The 17,109-nt window shown below is 58.3% G+C and carries 14 protein-coding genes; 12 read left to right on the forward strand and 2 right to left on the reverse strand.

Annotated elements, in window-relative coordinates; translation table 11 throughout:
• The first annotated feature begins 41 nt into the window (after window positions 1–41).
• The 3 genes from ACR0IM_RS03985 (at window position 42) to ACR0IM_RS03995 (ending at window position 3,140) form a co-directional block, all read left to right on the forward strand.
• The gene (locus ACR0IM_RS03985) at window positions 42–1,256 is read left to right on the forward strand and encodes an MFS transporter (RefSeq protein ID WP_480680889.1); all 1,215 of its coding nucleotides are present in this window, start codon (window positions 42–44) and stop codon (window positions 1,254–1,256) included.
• Window positions 1,253–1,849: a YceI family protein gene (locus ACR0IM_RS03990; protein ID WP_480589766.1), complete on the forward strand. Its 597-nt coding sequence runs from the start codon at window positions 1,253–1,255 to the stop codon at window positions 1,847–1,849. The genes ACR0IM_RS03985 and ACR0IM_RS03990 overlap by 4 nt, the downstream gene beginning before the upstream one ends.
• 70 nt (window positions 1,850–1,919) lie before the next feature.
• Window positions 1,920–3,140, forward strand: coding sequence for an MFS transporter (locus ACR0IM_RS03995; RefSeq protein WP_480589764.1), 1,221 nt, complete (start codon window positions 1,920–1,922; stop codon window positions 3,138–3,140).
• Window positions 3,141–3,151: 11 nt separating this feature from the next.
• On the opposite strand, the gene ACR0IM_RS04000 is transcribed toward ACR0IM_RS03995, so the two are convergent.
• The gene (locus ACR0IM_RS04000; RefSeq protein ID WP_480589762.1) at window positions 3,152–4,087 is read right to left on the reverse strand and encodes a hypothetical protein; all 936 of its coding nucleotides are present in this window, start codon (window positions 4,085–4,087) and stop codon (window positions 3,152–3,154) included.
• A 174-nt stretch (window positions 4,088–4,261) separates the two neighbouring features.
• Between ACR0IM_RS04000 and metG the strand changes: the two genes are divergently transcribed.
• From metG to ACR0IM_RS04015, 3 genes are all read left to right on the forward strand, one after another.
• Window positions 4,262–5,980: a methionine--tRNA ligase gene (gene metG / locus ACR0IM_RS04005; protein ID WP_480680890.1), complete on the forward strand. Its 1,719-nt coding sequence runs from the start codon at window positions 4,262–4,264 to the stop codon at window positions 5,978–5,980.
• Window positions 5,981–6,248: 268 nt separating this feature from the next.
• Window positions 6,249–7,409 carry an efflux RND transporter periplasmic adaptor subunit gene (locus tag ACR0IM_RS04010; RefSeq protein WP_480680892.1) on the forward strand — a complete coding sequence of 387 codons (1,161 nt, stop codon included), beginning with the start codon at window positions 6,249–6,251 and terminating at the stop codon, window positions 7,407–7,409.
• Between the two features lie 3 nt (window positions 7,410–7,412).
• A complete protein-coding gene (locus ACR0IM_RS04015; RefSeq protein WP_480589754.1) occupies window positions 7,413–10,550 on the forward strand; it encodes an efflux RND transporter permease subunit in 3,138 nt (1,045 codons plus the stop codon).
• 38 nt (window positions 10,551–10,588) lie between these two features.
• Here the strand turns inward: ACR0IM_RS04015 and glpD are convergent, their stop codons facing one another.
• Window positions 10,589–12,175, reverse strand: coding sequence for a glycerol-3-phosphate dehydrogenase (gene glpD / locus ACR0IM_RS04020; protein WP_480680894.1), 1,587 nt, complete (start codon window positions 12,173–12,175; stop codon window positions 10,589–10,591).
• 189 nt (window positions 12,176–12,364) lie between these two features.
• On the opposite strand from glpD, the gene ACR0IM_RS04025 reads away from it, so the two are divergent.
• The 6 genes from ACR0IM_RS04025 (at window position 12,365) to ACR0IM_RS04050 (ending at window position 17,109) form a co-directional block, all read left to right on the forward strand.
• Window positions 12,365–13,126, forward strand: coding sequence for a DeoR/GlpR family DNA-binding transcription regulator (locus ACR0IM_RS04025; RefSeq protein ID WP_480680896.1), 762 nt, complete (start codon window positions 12,365–12,367; stop codon window positions 13,124–13,126).
• 115 nt (window positions 13,127–13,241) lie between these two features.
• On the forward strand, window positions 13,242–13,397 hold the full coding sequence (locus ACR0IM_RS04030; RefSeq protein WP_480680898.1) for a DUF5993 family protein: 156 nt from the start codon (window positions 13,242–13,244) through the stop codon (window positions 13,395–13,397).
• 10 nt (window positions 13,398–13,407) lie between these two features.
• Window positions 13,408–13,971: a disulfide bond formation protein B gene (locus tag ACR0IM_RS04035; RefSeq protein ID WP_480680900.1), complete on the forward strand. Its 564-nt coding sequence runs from the start codon at window positions 13,408–13,410 to the stop codon at window positions 13,969–13,971.
• 34 nt (window positions 13,972–14,005) lie between these two features.
• The gene (locus ACR0IM_RS04040) at window positions 14,006–14,368 is read left to right on the forward strand and encodes a DUF3302 domain-containing protein (RefSeq protein ID WP_480589740.1); all 363 of its coding nucleotides are present in this window, start codon (window positions 14,006–14,008) and stop codon (window positions 14,366–14,368) included.
• A 21-nt stretch (window positions 14,369–14,389) separates the two neighbouring features.
• The gene (locus tag ACR0IM_RS04045) at window positions 14,390–15,535 is read left to right on the forward strand and encodes an HlyD family secretion protein (RefSeq protein WP_480680903.1); all 1,146 of its coding nucleotides are present in this window, start codon (window positions 14,390–14,392) and stop codon (window positions 15,533–15,535) included.
• 11 nt (window positions 15,536–15,546) lie between these two features.
• Window positions 15,547–17,109 carry an efflux transporter outer membrane subunit gene (locus ACR0IM_RS04050; protein ID WP_480589735.1) on the forward strand — a complete coding sequence of 521 codons (1,563 nt, stop codon included), beginning with the start codon at window positions 15,547–15,549 and terminating at the stop codon, window positions 17,107–17,109.

Raw genomic sequence — 17,109 nt, forward strand, 5'->3', positions numbered from 1 at the left:
TGTGACTGGCCAAAGCCCGACCCCGGCCCTAGCGTTTCCGTATGAGCCATCCGATCCATGACAGCCGCTACTCCTGGCTTCGCCTTCTGATCACGCTCGCCATAGCAATGGTGGCAAATGTGGGCATGTGGGCGGTGATCGTGGTGATGCCCGCCGTCGAGGCGCAGTTCGGGGCCGGACGGGCCGAGGCTTCTTTGCCCTACGTTCTGGCCATGATCGGCTTTGCGTTGGGGAACATGTGGCTGGGCCAAATGGTCGACCGGCTGGGCGTGACCAAGGCGCTGATCGGAGCCGCAATTCTAAGCGCAATAAGCTACCTGCTGGCGACATGGGCACCGAACATCCTGCTGCTGTCGGTGGCGCATCTGCTGCTGGGGCTGGGCACGTCCATTGGGTTCGGGCCGCTGATCGCCGATATCTCGCACTGGTTCATGCGGCGGCGCGGGATCGCCGTCGCGCTGGTGGCCAGCGGGAATTACCTGTCCGGGGCGATCTGGCCCACCCTCCTGTCGGGCATTCTGGCCCGCGACGGCTGGCAGCAAGTCTATCTGACGCTGGCAGTCATAACTTTGGCGATCGTCATCCCCCTGTCCCTTCTTCTACGCCGTCAGGTCCCGGTCGAGGCGCACAGCACCGCCGCCGCCAACGCGCAGATCAAAGCCCGCAGCGTTGGAATATCGCCACGCGCCCTGCAATACATTCTGGGTCTGGCGGGGATCGGATGCTGCGTGGCCATGTCGATGCCGCAGGTTCACATCGTCTCGTACTGCGTCGGTCTGGGATACGGTCCGGCCGTCGGGGCCGAGATGCTGTCGCTGATGCTGTTGGGCGGCGTGGTCAGCCGCGTGATCTCGGGACTGGTGGCCGACAAGTTGGGCGGGGTGATGACCCTGCTGATCGGCTCGGTTCTGCAATGCATCGCCCTGTTCCTGTTCCTGCCTTATGACGGGATGGTATCGCTTTACGTCATCAGCCTGCTGTTCGGGCTGGCGCAGGGCGGTATCGTGCCCAGCTATGCACTGGTGGTCCGCGAGTATATGCCTCCGCAAGAGGCTGGCGCCCGCGTCGGGTTCGTCATGATGATGACGATCATGGGCATGGCTTTGGGTGGCTGGATGTCCGGTTGGATTTACGACGTGACCGGCAATTACCAACTGGCCTTCATCAACGGCATTTTGTGGAACGGCTTGAACATTGCCATCCTGCTGGTGCTGCTGAACCGTTCACGCCCGCGCAGGCAGGAGGCCTTGGCATGACCCACCTGACCCGGCGCACACTTCTGGCCGGGTTGGCCATTCTGCCTCTGACCCGCCCGGCCCATGCGGACCTCAGCACCTACGTGCTGGTGCCCAAGGGCACATCCGTGGACTTTACCTTTGACCTGTCGGGCCTTGCCCAATCCGGCACCATGCCGATCCACTCGGCCGATATCCGGATCGACCTGAGCAACCTGACCAACAGTCGCGTCAGTGTCACCCTGAACGCCGCCGAAGCCCGCACCAAACTGCCATTCGCCAGGAACGCGATGCTGGGTGCAAGCGTATTGGACGTCGCACGGTTCCCAACCATTCACTTCGTATCGACCCGGGTACAGCTGGGTGACGGCGGGCGGATCTCCCGCGGGGCGAAAATCACCGGCAACCTGACCCTACGAGGCGTCACGAAACCGATCGCCTTGCAAGCCGACCTCTTTCGCCCGCCAGGCAGCACCTCTGACAATCTCGACATGCTGTCCATCCGCCTGACCGGCGCGCTGAACCGCCACGATTTCGGCGCGTCCGGATACCCCGATCTGGTGCAGGACACCGTCGGGCTGAACATCCGGGCCGAAATCAAAAAGGCAGGATAGACAAAAAACGACGCCTGCGCGTCGATAAGGCGCGCGCATTACTGGCGTATTGGGTAAAGGTGAGCCCATCATGCGCACGATCATTTCCTTTGCCGCCCTTTTTCTTTCTGTCATTCTGCTGCAGCTCTCCACCGGCGGCGTCGGACCGCTGGACGCCATCTCGGGCATTACACTGGATTTCACGACCGAGCAGATCGGTCTGTTGGGATCATCGCATTTCCTTGGCTTTTTTATTGGCTGCTGGTGGGCTCCACGGCTTATGGGGAACGTCGGCCACTCGCGGGCCTTTGCCGTCTGTACAGCCTTGGGGGCGATGGGGCTGATCGGGCATACTCTGACTGACAACCCTTATTTATGGGCCCTATTGCGGATCGCCTCGGGCACCTGCGTAGCAGGCAGCTACACCGTGATTGAGGCCTGGCTGAACGCCAAAGTCACCAACGAAACCCGTGGGCGCGCCATGGGGACGTATCGGTTCGTCGACATGGGGGCATCGCTGGGTGCGCAGTTGATCATTGCCGTGCTGCCGCCCGCTTCGTACGTGTCCTATAATCTGTTGGCGATCCTGTGTTGCGCTTCGCTATTGCCGCTGACATTGACCCGTGCCAGCCAGCCGATCACACCTGACGCCCCCCGCCTGAGACCGAAACTGGCCTGGCGCAGTTCCCCCCTGGCGGTGGCGGGAGTGATCGTGGCGGCGCTTAGTTCGGCCTCGTTCCGTATGGTCGGCCCCGTTTACGGGCAAGAGGTAGGGCTGGTCGTGGATCAGATTGCGTTTTTCCTCGCCTCATTTGTTTTGGGAGGGGCTCTGGCCCAATACCCGTTGGGATGGCTTGCCGATAAATATGACCGGCGCTGGGTGCTGATCTGGCTATCCGGTGCTGCCGTGCTCAGTTGTGGTGTTACGATGGCCGCAAGCGGCACCGGTACGCTGGGTGTTATGCTGGCCGCTGGAATCTTTGGCCTAACGACCTTTCCGATCTTCTCGGTTTCCTCTGCACACGCAAATGACTTTGCTACCACGGAGGAACGGGTGGAACTGTCAGCCGCGCTGATGTTCTGGTACGCGCTGGGGGCAATTGCCTCACCTTACATCTCATCCACGCTGATCCAGCAATTTGGTCCCGGTGCCCTGTTCGCCTTTGTGGCCACCGGACACTTGGTTCTGATCGTATTCGGCGTGGCGCGGATGCGCTCTCGTCCGACACCGGAAGAGCGAACCAACTATGTCTATGCCCCGCGCACCTCGTTCACCATCGGGCGTTTGCTGAAACGGTCGCGCGAGGAATAGAGCCCCGAACGCTACTCCGGCGGCGGCACGGACGGGATCATTTCATCGAGAAGCGAGCCTGCTTCATAGCCCAGTAGATCAACCTCCATGCGCCCCGGATCCCCGAATGCCCAAGCGCCCACAAGACGTTGCATCTTCTCATAGCCGACGTAATCGGCCATCGCCTTGTTGCCATGCGCATTTTCGGCAAACATAACCTGACCCGTCAGAACTTTCTGCGGCATCACGCGCTCCAGATAGAGTTCGACAACATTGATCCCCGTTACATTGGACCCGCCGTGATGAACCACATACATTTTATCCCAGTCTTCTTTGCTGATTGCCGCACGCGCCTCAGTCACGGCCTTGTGCAACGAGGCAAGCTCAGCTCGCGCCGCCTCGCGCATGTTGGCCGCCCAGATGGGACGCATGTCGTTGATCACTCTTGAGACGTCTTGTCGTGTAAGGGTTCCGCGCTGGACCGCCATATTCGTAAAGCTACGCGCGGCCTCAAGCATCTGACGTTGCCGGGCAATCTCCTCTTTTGGCAGGTCGAGCTTCTCTATCCACGGCGTCAGCGTATCGATTTCCTGCGCGATGGCCGCAAAATCCTTTTTCCATCTTGCGCCATCGGCATATTCCGTGGGCCACGGGGTCACAGCACCGATAATCCCCAGAAGAACGTGTGATGTAGATTTGAAAATCAGGTAGTTTGGCGCGTCCCTGGGAAACGACACCTGCCCATGCTCGGACAGGACCGTAACATCCCGTGCGATCACCATGACCGGGCGTGTCTGCGACGTCAGCGTATCCTGACCACGGCGGAAAATCGACAGCATCGCCTTGTCAAAGCTGTCAATCGCATCCATGGCTTCGCCTTGGTCTGCCTGAACGCTCGGCGCCAGGAAATTGATCAGACAGAGAATTGCGGTCACCTGTATCAGGCGATGAACCAAGAATAGTTTCATTTTATCCCCCGTGAACGAATTGCGCGCCCATTATACATGGTCAGGGGCCATCACGCGAAAGCCACGCGCACATGCGCATACACTTCTTTTCAGGCGCTTATCGGTGAAACCGGGCTTTTGCTGGCGGGTCACATAAGGTAGACGGGCGCGCAGATAGATACTTGGAAGCGCAAAATGGCTCGGATTCTCATCACTTCGGCGATCCCTTACATCAACGGGATCAAGCACCTCGGCAACCTGATCGGCTCGCAATTGCCTGCCGACCTGTACGCGCGCTACCAGCGTGGCCGGGGGAATGAGGTCATGTTCCTGTGCGCGACCGACGAACATGGTACGCCGGCGGAACTGGCTGCTGCCAAGGCGGGCAAACCAGTGGCCGAATACTGCGCCGACATGTATGCAGTTCAGGCGGATATCGCCAACCGTTTCGGCCTCAGTTTCGATCACTTTGGCCGTTCGTCCAGTGATCAGAACAAGCGCCTGACACAGCATTTCGCGGGTAAGCTGGATGATGCCGGATTGATCCGCGAAGTCAGTGAAAAACAGGTCTACTCCAACGCTGATGGCCGTTTCCTGCCCGACCGTTACATTGAAGGCACCTGCCCCAACTGCGGCTATGAGCGCGCACGCGGGGATCAGTGCGAGAATTGCACCAAGCAGCTGGACCCAACCGATCTGATCGAGCCGCGCTCGGCCATTTCCGGTTCAACCGATCTGGAGGTGCGAGAGACCAAACACCTGTACCTGCGGCAATCCGCGATGAAGGATCAACTGGATAAGTGGATCGATGGCAAGGCTGACTGGCCGATCCTGACCACCTCGATTGCTAAGAAGTGGCTGCATGATGGCGACGGCCTGCAGGATCGCGGCATTACCCGCGATCTGGACTGGGGTGTTCCGGTCAAGAAAGGTGATCAGGAATGGCCGGGCATGGAAGGCAAGGTCTTCTACGTCTGGTTCGACGCGCCGATCGAATACATCGCCTGTGCCAAGGAATGGGCGGATGCCAATGGCAAGTCCGATGCCGAGTGGGAGCGCTGGTGGCGTACCGACAAAGGCGCCGACGACGTGCGATATGTGCAGTTCATGGGTAAGGACAACGTGCCATTCCATACACTGTCCTTCCCGGCCACAATTCTGGGATCGGGCGAGCCGTGGAAGATGGTCGACCACCTGAAATCCTTCAACTATCTGAACTACGATGGCGGTCAGTTCTCGACCAGCCAAGGCCGTGGCGTGTTTATGGATCAGGCGCTGGAGATTCTGCCCGCCGACTATTGGCGCTGGTGGCTGCTGAGCCATGCGCCGGAAAGCAGTGACAGCGAATTCACCTGGGAAAACTTCCAGCAGTCGGTGAACAAGGATCTGGCTGATGTGCTGGGCAACTTTGTCAGCCGGATCACCAAGTTCTGCCGTTCGAAATTCTCAGAAGCCGTGCCCGAAGGCGGAAGCTATGGCGAGCGTGAACAGGCACTGATCGAGGAACTCACCCGTCGCGTCCGCGCCTATGAAGGGCATATGGAGGCAATGGAGGTTCGCAAGTCCGCGCAGGAACTGCGGGCGATCTGGGTGGCAGGTAACGAATACCTGCAAGCCGCCGCTCCGTGGTCGACATTCAAGGAAGACCCGGAACAGGCCGCAGCTCAGGTGCGCTTGGGTCTGAACCTGATCCGTCTCTATGCCGTTCTAAGCGCCCCCTTCATCCCCGAAACCTCGGCCAAAATGCTGAGCGCGATGAACACGCTGGACACAAACTGGCCCGATGATGTCGCGGCCGCGCTCAGCGCCCTGCCCGCTGGGCACGCCTTTACCGTGCCCGACGTTCTGTTCGCCAAAATTACCGACGAACAGCGCGAAGACTGGCAGACCCGATTTGCCGGCACACGCGACTGATCGAACACTTGATATTGAACGTGGAACGGGGGCATACACGGCCCCCATTTTCGTAATCCTGACGTGAATTTTGAAACGCGCGGTTAAGAAAGCCGGTCTAAGTTGACCGGATGGCGCGAAAAATTCCGCGAACCGGGACAATTTAATCGTATTCAAGAAGCTTGAGATATACACGCAAAACCGCCATCCTGACCAAGAACTCAATCGACTCGTCGGGGTGCTCAGCCTGCCTCGGCGCAAAAACCGTAGTTTTAACGAGGCGCCTGCCATGTCCCTTGCATTGAAGAATTCCCAATCCCGCTTCTGCGGGCCATTCATTGCGGCTTTGGTCTGCATGGGCATGGCACATGCGGCCGTGGCACAGGATCAAGGCGACGCACCACCGCCCAAAGTGTCCATTGCTGCGGCCTATACGCAGGAAATCACCGATGAAGCCGTGTTCATCGGGCGGGCTGAAGCCTTGGACAGAGCGGACATCGTGGCACGTGTCAGCGGCTTTCTGGAAAGTCAGGACGTGGAAGACGGGGCGCTGGTAAAACAAGGCGACGTTCTGTTCACCATCGAACCCGACCTCTACGAAGCGACACTGGAAGCCCGCAATGCCGATCTGGACCGGGCCGAAGCCAACCTGGAACTCGCCAAGGTCGAACTGGCCCGTAAGGAAGAACTCTACCTACGCGATGCCACGCCGGAATCCGAACGGGACATCGCCCGCGCCAACGAACTGGTCGCCGAGGCCGAGGTCAAATCCGCCAAGGCCGCCATCCAACAGGCCGAGCTGGACCTGAGCTATACCAAGATCCATGCCCCGTTCTCTGGCCGCATCGGTCGGGTTGCGATTAGTGTCGGTGACGTTGTCGGACCGACCAATCCTCCGCTGGTCAATATCGTCAGCGAAGCCCCAATCTATGTTAATTTTTCCCTGAATGAGAAACAATTTACGACCGTTCTTGAAACCGTAGGCGAAAACGCCTCGTCGCTGGCTGAAAGCCAGAAAAGCCCCGTTGTTCGCGTGACTTTGCCGAACGGGACCGAGTTGGACGAGACAGGAAAGATCGTTTTCGTCGACAACCGGATCGATCCCCTGACCGGCGCAATCACGATGCGCGCCGAGTTTGACAATGACAGCCGACTGATCGTCGACGGAGCCTTTTTGAACGTGCACATAGAGGCGCTTGAACCCACTCTCGAGGTTCTGATCCCTCAGGCCGCGCTGCAACGTGACCAGAGAGGCGATTTTGTGCTGGTCGTAAATGACAAGCAGATGGTCGAACAACGCTATATCACCACCGGAGATGGTGTCGACTCGGCGATCATCGTAAAAGAAGGATTGCGCGAAGGAGAAAGCGTGATCGTTGAGGGCCTGCAAAGGGTTCGTCCGGGCGTGGCCGTGGATGCGGTCGTGGCCTCTGAGCAGCCGGGAGAGTAACAGATGTTCTCTGCCCTGTTCATTAGCCGGCCCAAGCTGGCGCTTGTTATTTCGCTGGTCCTGACCATCATGGGCGGGATAGGCTATCTGGTTTTGCCGGTCGCCCAGTTCCCGGACATCACGCCGCCAGTGGTCAGTGTGACCACCACCTATACCGGCGCTAACGCCGAAACCGTGGAAAACACCGTCGCTGCGCCTATTGAGGCTCAGGTGAACGGTGTGGACGACATGATCTATATGACGTCCACCTCGTCCGATAACGGTTCCTACTCGCTGAACATCACATTCGAAGTCGGAACCGACCCCGATATCGCCTCGGTCAATGTGCAGAACCGCGTGGCGCAGGCGATGTCCTCGTTGCCGGCCGAGGTGACGTCCTCGGGTGTGGTCACGCAGAAAGCATCGACAAATATGCTGTTGCTGGTAACTCTTACCTCACCCAATGGCACCTATGACAGTGTGTTTCTGTCGAACTATGCCTCGATCAACCTGAAGGACGCTCTGGCGAGGGTTCAGGGTGTGGGTCGCGCGGACGTTTTGACCAATCTGGAATACGCAATGCGGATCTGGATGGACCCTGATCAGATGGCGGCCTTGTCCATCACACCTGGGGATGTGATCAACGCCATCCGCGAGCAGAACGTCGAAGTTTCAGCCGGTTCGATCGGTGCGCCTCCGGTGCCCGAGGGGCAAACGTTTCAATACACGATCAAAACCAAAGGCCGCCTGACTTCGGCCGATGAGTTCGGTGAGATTGTCATTCGGACCGGTGATGCCGGTTCAATTGTGCGGGTCAAGGATATCGCACGGGTAGAACTGGGCGCGGAGTACTATGCGGCCTCCGGTTTCTTTGACAGTGTTCCGGCAACCGTCATCGGCATCTATCAGGCCCCCGGCGCCAACGCGCTGGCAGTATCTGATCGGGTCGAGGCCGAACTGGAGCGGTTGTCGCGCAGCTTTCCCACGGATGTGGAATTCGCCGTGCCGTTTAACACAACTGACTTTGTAGAACAGTCGCTGAACGACGTGGTCACAACGCTGATCATGACCTTCACGCTGGTGATCACGGTTGTTTTCATCTTTCTGGGTAGTTGGCGGGCCACGATCATTCCCGCTGTCGCAATCCCGGTTTCTCTGATCGGTACATTCGCCTTCTTGCTGCTTTTCGGCATGTCGCTGAACACGATCTCATTGTTCGCGTTGGTTCTGGCCATCGGGATCGTGGTGGATGACGCCATTGTTGTGGTTGAAAACGTAGAACGGATCATTGCCGACGAGGGGCTGCCCCCTGCCGAGGCAACCCGAAAGGCCATGGGTCAGATCACCGGCCCGGTCATCGCGACCACGCTGGTTCTGCTGGCCGTGTTCGTACCAGTGACCTTTATGCCGGGTATCTCTGGGCGGCTTTATTCGCAGTTCGCTGTGACGATCTCGACCGCTGTTGTGATCTCGTCAATCAACGCGCTGACCCTGTCACCGGCCTTGTGCGGGCTGGTTCTACGTGCTCGCTCGGGTCCGCCAAAGGGGCTGTTGGCGGTGTTTGAGAATTTCATTGGCACCATTCGTGGCGGCTATGTGGCCATCGTGCGCAAGCTGCTGATCCTTCCGGTCATTGGCCTTGGTGTGATTGCCGCGCTGGCTATGGGTACCGGGACAATCATGTCAAATACGTCCAGCGGGTTCCTGCCGCTTGAGGACAACGGCTATCTGTTTGTCGACATTCAACTGCCCGATGCGGCGACGCTGGAACGTACCGAGATTGTCTCCGCCCGGGTCGATGATCAGATTCAGCAGATCCCCGGCGTGGCCAGCACCGTTCTGATCAACGGGTTCTCGATCCTGAATGGCACCACGACTAACGGCGCTGCGATCTTTGTGAACCTGGATAACTGGGATGAGCGTCAGGAAGACGGCCTGAGCGCGGAGGCGATCCTGCAAAAGGTACTGGCCATCGCCTATGGTGAGTCCGCGGCCTCGATCGTGGCCTTCAACCCGCCGCCCATTCAAGGCTTGGGCATGTCTGCAGGTGTCGAGATGGAGGTCCAGCAGACCGGGGGCGGAACGCCTCAGGATCTGGCCTCGGCCGTGGGATCGTTCGTCTATGCGGCGAACCAGCGGCCCGAGATCGGACAGGCCTACACCACTTTCCGAGCAAACGTGCCGCAGCTTTTCGTCGATCTGGACCGTGAGAAGGCCAAGACGCTGCAAGTATCCGTGGCCGAAGTGTTCCAGACCATGCAGGCGCAGTTGGGGTCCTACTACGTGAACGACTTCAACCTGTTCGGCCGTGTCTATCGCGTGATGATCCAGGCCGACGGCAGCTATCGCGACAACGTCGAGGACATTTCAAACCTCTATGTCCGCTCGCAACAGGGTGAGATGGTTCCGCTTGGAACGCTGGTCGATGTTGAAAACGTGCTGGGTCCGGTGCTTCTGAAACGCCACAATCTGTTCCGCTCGGCGACTGTGACGGCAGTTCCTGCGCCGGGGCTTTCGACGGGCGATGCGATCAATGTCATGACCGAGGAATCAGCGACCGCCCTACCCCCAGGCTATGCGTTCGAATGGACAGGGACTGCGCAGCAACAGCTGGCTTCGGGCAGTCTCGTGATCGTCATTCTGGGTCTGGCTATCCTGTTCGGCTATCTGTTCCTTGTCGGGCAATATGAAAGCTGGACGATGCCGGTTTCAATCCTGCTATCGGTGATTGTCGCCCTGTTCGGGGCCGTGGCTGCCGTGGCCATCGTGGGTAGTGACATCAACCTCTATACGCAGATCGGGATGATCATGCTTGTTGGTCTGGCCTCGAAAAACGGCATTCTGATCGTTGAGTTTGCGATGGAGCAGCGGGCCAACGGTCTTTCGATCAAGGACGCCGCCGCCGAGGCCGCATTCCAGCGATTCCGCGCGGTGATGATGACCGCGCTGTCCTTCCTGTTGGGTGTTGTGCCGCTGCTGGCAGCGAGCGGCGCAGGTGCGGCCAGCCAGAAAGCCATCGGCGTCGCCGTGTTTGGCGGCATGCTGGCGGCCACGCTGGTCGGTGTGATTCTGGTTCCGGTTCTGTATGCCCTGATGCAAAGCCTCAGGGAATGGATCAAGGGAACAAAGAATGATCCGGGACCTTCCGAGGAAGCAGCGTAACTCAACAAAAAGCCCCACCAGACAGGTGGGGCATTTTCTTAGGCAGCAGCTTGCGCGCAGTGCTGCGACATCCAATCATCGATCCGGGCAATCTGATCGGCAGTCAGCCGCAAGCCCAATTTGTTTCGGCGCCAGACGACATCATCAGCCTTGCGCGCATATTCCTGGTCCATCAGCCATACCAGTTCCCTCGCGGTCAGAGTGGCACCAAAGTCCTCTCCCAAATCGCCCGCAGATTTGGCATCGCCTAAAACAGCGCGGGCCTCGGTACCATAGGCCCGTACAAGACGTTCAGCCCAGGCGCGATCCAGAAAGTTGAAATCAGCCTCAAGTCCAGCCACCAGATCCTGCACTCCATCGACAGCGAAGTCCCCACCGGGCAAAGCAACCCCTGCCGTCCAGGGTCCAGGTAGGTCTGCAAAATGCTCAGCAACTTTCTCTAGCGCGCTCTCCGCCAAGCGCCGATAGGTGGTGATCTTGCCACCGAAGACGTTCAGCACCGGTGCTCCGCCCTGCGCGTCGACCTTCAAGGTATAATCCCGCGTCGCAGCCGTCGCACTGCTGGCCCCATCATCGTACAGGGGCCGCACGCCGGAATAGGTCCAGACGATATCATCGCGGGTCACCGGGCTTTTGAAATACTTCGTTGCGAAGGCGCACAGGTAATCCTGCTCGGCTGCAGTACAGATCGGAGGCTCGGACGGATTCGGATGATCCTGATCCGTGGTGCCAATCAGGGTGAAGTCGCGCTCATACGGGATGGCAAAGATGATGCGACCATCTTCGCCTTGGAAGAAATAGCATTTATCGTGGTCGAACAGCCTGCGGGTCACGATATGACTACCGCGCACCAGCCGAACGCCTTCACGCGAATTCACGCGGATTTTCGTCTGGATGATGTCCCCGACCCACGGACCGCCCGCGTTGATCAGCATTTTGGCCCGAACAACACATGTCTCGTCGCTGTCACGATCCCGTACCGTCACCTCCCACAGGTCGCCTACACGTTCCGCCGACAGAACCTCGGTACGGATCATGATCTTTGCCCCGCGCGCCTCGGCATCGCGGGCATTAAGAACAACCAGCCGGGAATCCTCGATCCAGCAATCCGAATACTCATAGGCCGTCTCGAACTTGTCATGCAACGGCCGCCCTTCGGGTGCGATTTTAAGGTCCAGCGCATCCGTGCCGGGCAGAATTTTACGCCCGCCCAGATGATCATACAAGAACAGGCCGAGGCGGATCAGCCACGCCGGGCGCCGCCCTTTCATCCACGGCATCACCATGCTCAGCAGGCGCGAGGTCGGGGTTTCCGAGTCAAACCGCATATCCTCGTGATACGGCAGCACAAACCGCATCGGCCAACTGATATGTGGCATCGCTCGCAGCAGGGTTTCGCGCTCGATCAACGCCTCACGCACAAGGCGGAACTCAAAGTATTCCAGATACCGCAACCCGCCGTGAAACAGCTTGGTCGAGGCCGAAGACGTCGCCGAGGCGAGATCGTTCATCTCGGCCAATGTCACCGACAGCCCCCGCCCCGCAGCATCGCGGGCAATACCGCACCCGTTGATACCGCCGCCGATGATAAAGAGATCGGAGATCTGATCCTGTGTCTGTTTCATATCCGGATGATTCCCCATTGGTGGAAAACGCGCGTTCATTAACCTTACGCACCCTCGTTTCGTCAACGTTTGTTTTCGTTTATGTTCGTTTTGTCACATATTCACGCGGATAACCTTTTCCCATCCCTCAATGAGTTGAAAATTTCTAAAAACAGAACAAAAACGAAAACACCGTATTCGGAGCCAGCCGTGTCCTTATCCTTTCGCCAATCAGATATCCTGAACATCGCCAGACAGGACGGCCGCGTGATGGTTGAAGATTTGGCCACGCGGTTCGAAGTCACGGTTCAAACCATCCGCCGTGACCTGTCCGAACTGGCCGACATGGGCAAACTCGACCGGGTACATGGCGGCGCGGTCCTGCGCTCGGGTGTGTCGAATATCGGCTATGAGGATCGCCGCGCTCTGAACGCCGACACCAAGGCGCGCATCGCTCAGACATGTGCGCAGGATATCCCAAACGGTGCGTCTGTGTTCCTGAACATCGGCACCTCGACCGAGGCCGTTGCCCGGCAACTGCTGAACCACAAAGACCTGATGGTGGTGACCAACAACATGAACGTCGCAAACATCTTGGTGGACAACCCAGATTGTCAGATAGTTGTGGCCGGTGGCGTGCTGAGACGATCCGACGGTGGATTGATCGGCAACCTGACGATATCGACCATTGAACAGTTCAAGTTTGACTATGCGATCATCGGCTGCTCCGCGCTGGACATTCACGGAGACCTTCTGGACTTCGATTTTCAGGAAGTGCGGGTCAGCCAGACCATCATCATGCAGGCGCGCAGGATCTGTCTTGTGGCCGACCAGTCCAAGTTCCAGCGCGCCGCGCCGGCGCGGATTGCCTCGCTGTCCGATGTTGATGTGCTCTACACCGACCACGCCCTGCCCGATGAGCTGACCTGGAAATGCAAGGAGTGGAAAACCCACGTCAAACTCTGCGATTAACGTTAAGTAACTCTCATTAAAAGTGAATCCTGAACGCAGGTTCTTGCCAGACCGGCTATCACCTGACACACTCGCCCCATACAGCAATCGTCGCACGGGAGGGGAGAACCGGGCCATGATAGCGCTTTTATTTGCGTTACTTACAACCACGATGGGGCTGAATTATTTCAATCGCACCACAGCCGCCAATGTGCTGTTCTTTTTCACGCTGGCGTTGAGTGTGTATTGGTTTAAGTTCCACGCCACCAGCCAACTGACGATCCAGTTGTAGGAGGGCTGAGATGACACCGGAACTCTCACGCAGCCTGAACGCGCTTGGCATGTTGGCGGTATCTATGGTGCTGTTGCTGGCCTATATCTATCAGTTGAAACTATACGAACTGCCCTGCCCATTATGTCTGTTGCAGAGGGTTGGCTTCGTCGCTGTGGGCGTGGGACTGGGGTTGAACCTGCTCTACGGTGCCCGCCCCCGGCACTACGCAATAATACTGCTCGCGGCATTGTTCGGCGGCAGTGTTTCCGTGCGCCAGATCCTGCTGCATATCGTGCCGGGAACCGGGCATTACGGCTCGCCCGTGCTGGGGCTGCATTATTACACTTGGGCCGCGATCTGTTTTTTTCTGATCCTGCTGGGCACGGCACTCATGCTGTTCTTTGACCGCCAGTTCAACAACGAGCCACAGCCCCGTTTCGGCGGCAGCACGCTGGCGAAAACCGCGTTTTTCATCATGTTCGGTTTGGCCGCGCTGAATGCGGTCTCGACCTTGGTGGAATGCGGGCCGGGTATCTGCGCCGATCCTCCCACCAGCTATAAATTGATTGACGAAATGGGTGGCAACGGCTGAGGATGAGGTAACCTTCCCAAAAGGAGGCACGAGCATGGGTTTACTGGGACAGCCGCTTGGCTTTTACGACTATCTGACCTTCGTGGCACTGATATTGCTGCTGGCAGCGGTGATGGCATTGTTTCTGTTCATCATGGGGCTGCCGGGGCGGATCGCGATCAAACGCAACCATCCACACGCCGAAGCAGTCAAGATCATGGGTTGGATGGGGTTTCTGGCGGTTGTTCCTTGGGTTCATGCCTTCATGTGGGCATTCCACGATGGCGTTACCGTTGACATTCGCCGTACGCCTGATGACGAAAAGGATGCCATTCGCAAGGAAATCAAACGGTTGGGCGGTACGGTTAACGAAGAATACCGCGACCCGCTGGACCCCGACGACACACAGAAGAGCTAAAGCCAAAGGAATTCACAGACTATGTTCGTCGCCCTCGGCATTACGCTGTTCTACATCATTTTCGTCTGGTTCATTTTTTTCAAAGTTCAATGGCTGAAGTTCAACATCACCTGGGGGATTGTCACCTTTTGGATTGGTGCACACCTGTTGCTGGTGTTTCTGGTGGCGCTACGGTTCTTTCAGCCGTTCTCGATCGACAGCCACGTTGTCCGTTCGACCATTCAGATCGTGCCGCGGTTGACCGAACCGACCATTCTGACCGAGGTGCTGGTCGAACCGAACACCGAGGTCAAGAAGGGCGATCCCCTCTACCGCTTTGACGACACCGTGTTCGCGCTAGAGGTCGAGGAGGCTACCGCGCAACTGGTCGCAGCCGAGCAGAACGCCAAGATCTTGGAACAGGATGTCATTGTCGCGGGTGAAAACGTAGAACGCGCAAACGCGCAACTGGCCTATGCGCTGACGCAACAAGCGCGCTATGAAAACCTCGTGCCTGCGGGCGGTGCACGTCAGGATGAGCTGGATCGTTGGAATGAACAGGTCACCGAGGATCAGGCGCAGATCAAAGAGGCCGAAGCCAATCTGGAAAAAGCGCAATTGGCGCTGGATTCTCAGATTGACGGAGTGAACACCGGCATCCTTCAGGCGCAGGCTCAGTTGGAAAAAGCCCAGTACTTCCTTGATAACACAACGATTTACGCACCCGAAGACGGTATGATCGTATCACAACAAGCCCGTCCGGGTCTGGTTGTGGGTGATATCCGTTTGGGTGCAATCGCCAGTTTTGTCACCAAGGACAACCCCTATATCCTGGCCACCTACCGCCAGCAGAACCTGAAATTCGTCGAAGTCGGTCAGCCGGTTGAAGTGGCATTGGACCTTTATCCCGGCGAGATTCTCACCGGCAGGGTCGAGGCGATCTGGTGGGCAACCCGTCAGGGTCAGTATCTGCCCTCGGGCCGCCTGCCCGGCTTTGAACTACCAAAACTGCCGGGGCGCATCGCGGTGCAGATCTCGGTCGATATCCCGGACGGTCACACCTTCCCCGCAGGCGGACATGCGGCGGTGGCAATCTATACCGGTCAGGGAAAAAGCTTCGAGTTTCTGCGGCGCATCAACATCCGCCTTTACTCTTTCGCCAACTTCATCAGACCTTTGGATATCTGAGGACGCATGACATGACCCGGGCCAAGCTTCACCGCACACTGATCGGCACTGCCCTATGCGCGACCCTGCTGGTCGGCTGCGCACCTGTCGGCCCGGATTTCGTGCGTCCGAATTCTCCGGTCGTGAAAGAATGGATTGAGGTCAACAGCCCCAGCGCCGGTCCTAGCGGCCTGACCTCGCGCAGCGCGCCGGTGGTGAAATGGTGGGAGACGTTCAACGATCCCACCCTGAACAAACTGATCGCCGAGGCTTATGCGCAGAACCTCGATCTGCAGGTCGCAGGAGCCCGCGTTCTGCAAGCCCGCGCGCAATTGGGGATCGCGTTCGGAGAGCTGTACCCGCAATCGCAGGCCATCGGAGGATCGATTGAGCGGCGGCAGATCAGCGATAACCTCGGACCGATTTCCGATATCCAACGGATCATTCCCTTGGATACCGAGTTTTCTACCTCGCAAGTTGGTTTCGATGCACAATGGGAACTGGACGTCTGGGGCCAACAACGCCGCGGTGTTCAGGCCGCGCGCTCAAATCTGGCGTTGCAGGTGGCAAACTATGACGACGCACTGGTTACGCTGACCGGCGACGTCGCGGCGCTGTACGTAAATATCCGCGCCTTGCAAGAGTCCCTAGCCGTCGCACGTGAAAACATCAAATTGCAACAAGAATCCGCTGACCTGACCGAATTGCGTTTCAACAACGGCGTAACAACCGAGTTGGACGTGCAGGAGTCCACGGCCCTGCTGAACAACACTAAGGCTCTGGTGCCCGAGATTGAGAGCGACATACAGCAAGCCAAGAATGCGCTAGCCGTTTTGCTGGGCACCACTCCGTCGCGGATGACCAGCCTGCTGGGCAATTCCGGGCGCATCCCCTCGGCCCGCTCCAACGTCGCCGTTGGTGTTCCGGCCGAGCTGTTGCGCCGCCGCCCGGACGTGCGCGCAGCCGAACTGGCGGCGGCAACGCAGTCGGCCCAGGTCGGAATTGCAATGGCCGATCTCTACCCCCAATTCATTCTTTCGGGGTCCATCGGCCTGCAAGCCTCGGGCGGGCGGGATCTGTTTTCTTCGGCCAGCACCACCAGTCTGGCCAATGCAGGTGTGGTCTGGAACGTGCTGAACTATGGCCGGATCAAGAACAACGTCCGCGCTCAGGACGCGGCCTATCAGGCCTTGATCGCGAATTACCAGAACACCGTTCTGACTGCCTATTCCGAGGTTGAAAGCGCGATGGTTGCCTATGCCCAGTCGCGCAAGCAGGTTGGATTCTATGAGAACAGCGTGGCGGCATCGCGCAAAGCGGCCGAGATTGCTGTGGACCAATACCGCGACGGCATTGCTGATTATTCCCGCATCCTGAACACGCAAACTGCGCTGCTGCGGTCGCAGGCCAATCTGATCGAGTCGCGACAGCAGGTGTCCAGCAATCTGGTGGCGGTGTACAAGGGTCTGGGCGGTGGCTGGCAGATCCGTCAAAATCGGGAGTTCCTGCCCGAGACCGTTCTGGCCGAAATGGCCTATCGCACAGATTGGGGCGATCTGCTGCAGGAAACCCCGACCCGCGCCAGCCTGAACTGA

The organism is Ruegeria sp. BF6 (assembly GCF_056538665.1).

Bases quoted from the DNA above. Each gene is read 5' to 3' on its own strand.
- ACR0IM_RS03985 (WP_480680889.1), top strand. From the start codon at position 42: ATGAGCCATCCGATCCATGACAGCCGCTACTCCTGGCTTCGCCTTCTG.
- ACR0IM_RS03990 (WP_480589766.1), top strand. From the start codon at position 1,253: ATGACCCACCTGACCCGGCGCACACTTCTGGCCGGGTTGGCCATTCTG.
- ACR0IM_RS03995 (WP_480589764.1), top strand. From the start codon at position 1,920: ATGCGCACGATCATTTCCTTTGCCGCCCTTTTTCTTTCTGTCATTCTG.
- ACR0IM_RS04000 (WP_480589762.1), bottom strand. From the start codon at position 4,087: ATGAAACTATTCTTGGTTCATCGCCTGATACAGGTGACCGCAATTCTC.
- metG (WP_480680890.1), top strand. From the start codon at position 4,262: ATGGCTCGGATTCTCATCACTTCGGCGATCCCTTACATCAACGGGATC.
- ACR0IM_RS04010 (WP_480680892.1), top strand. From the start codon at position 6,249: ATGTCCCTTGCATTGAAGAATTCCCAATCCCGCTTCTGCGGGCCATTC.
- ACR0IM_RS04015 (WP_480589754.1), top strand. From the start codon at position 7,413: ATGTTCTCTGCCCTGTTCATTAGCCGGCCCAAGCTGGCGCTTGTTATT.
- glpD (WP_480680894.1), bottom strand. From the start codon at position 12,175: ATGAAACAGACACAGGATCAGATCTCCGATCTCTTTATCATCGGCGGC.
- ACR0IM_RS04030 (WP_480680898.1), top strand. From the start codon at position 13,242: ATGATAGCGCTTTTATTTGCGTTACTTACAACCACGATGGGGCTGAAT.
- ACR0IM_RS04035 (WP_480680900.1), top strand. From the start codon at position 13,408: ATGACACCGGAACTCTCACGCAGCCTGAACGCGCTTGGCATGTTGGCG.
- ACR0IM_RS04040 (WP_480589740.1), top strand. From the start codon at position 14,006: ATGGGTTTACTGGGACAGCCGCTTGGCTTTTACGACTATCTGACCTTC.
- ACR0IM_RS04045 (WP_480680903.1), top strand. From the start codon at position 14,390: ATGTTCGTCGCCCTCGGCATTACGCTGTTCTACATCATTTTCGTCTGG.
- ACR0IM_RS04050 (WP_480589735.1), top strand. From the start codon at position 15,547: ATGACCCGGGCCAAGCTTCACCGCACACTGATCGGCACTGCCCTATGC.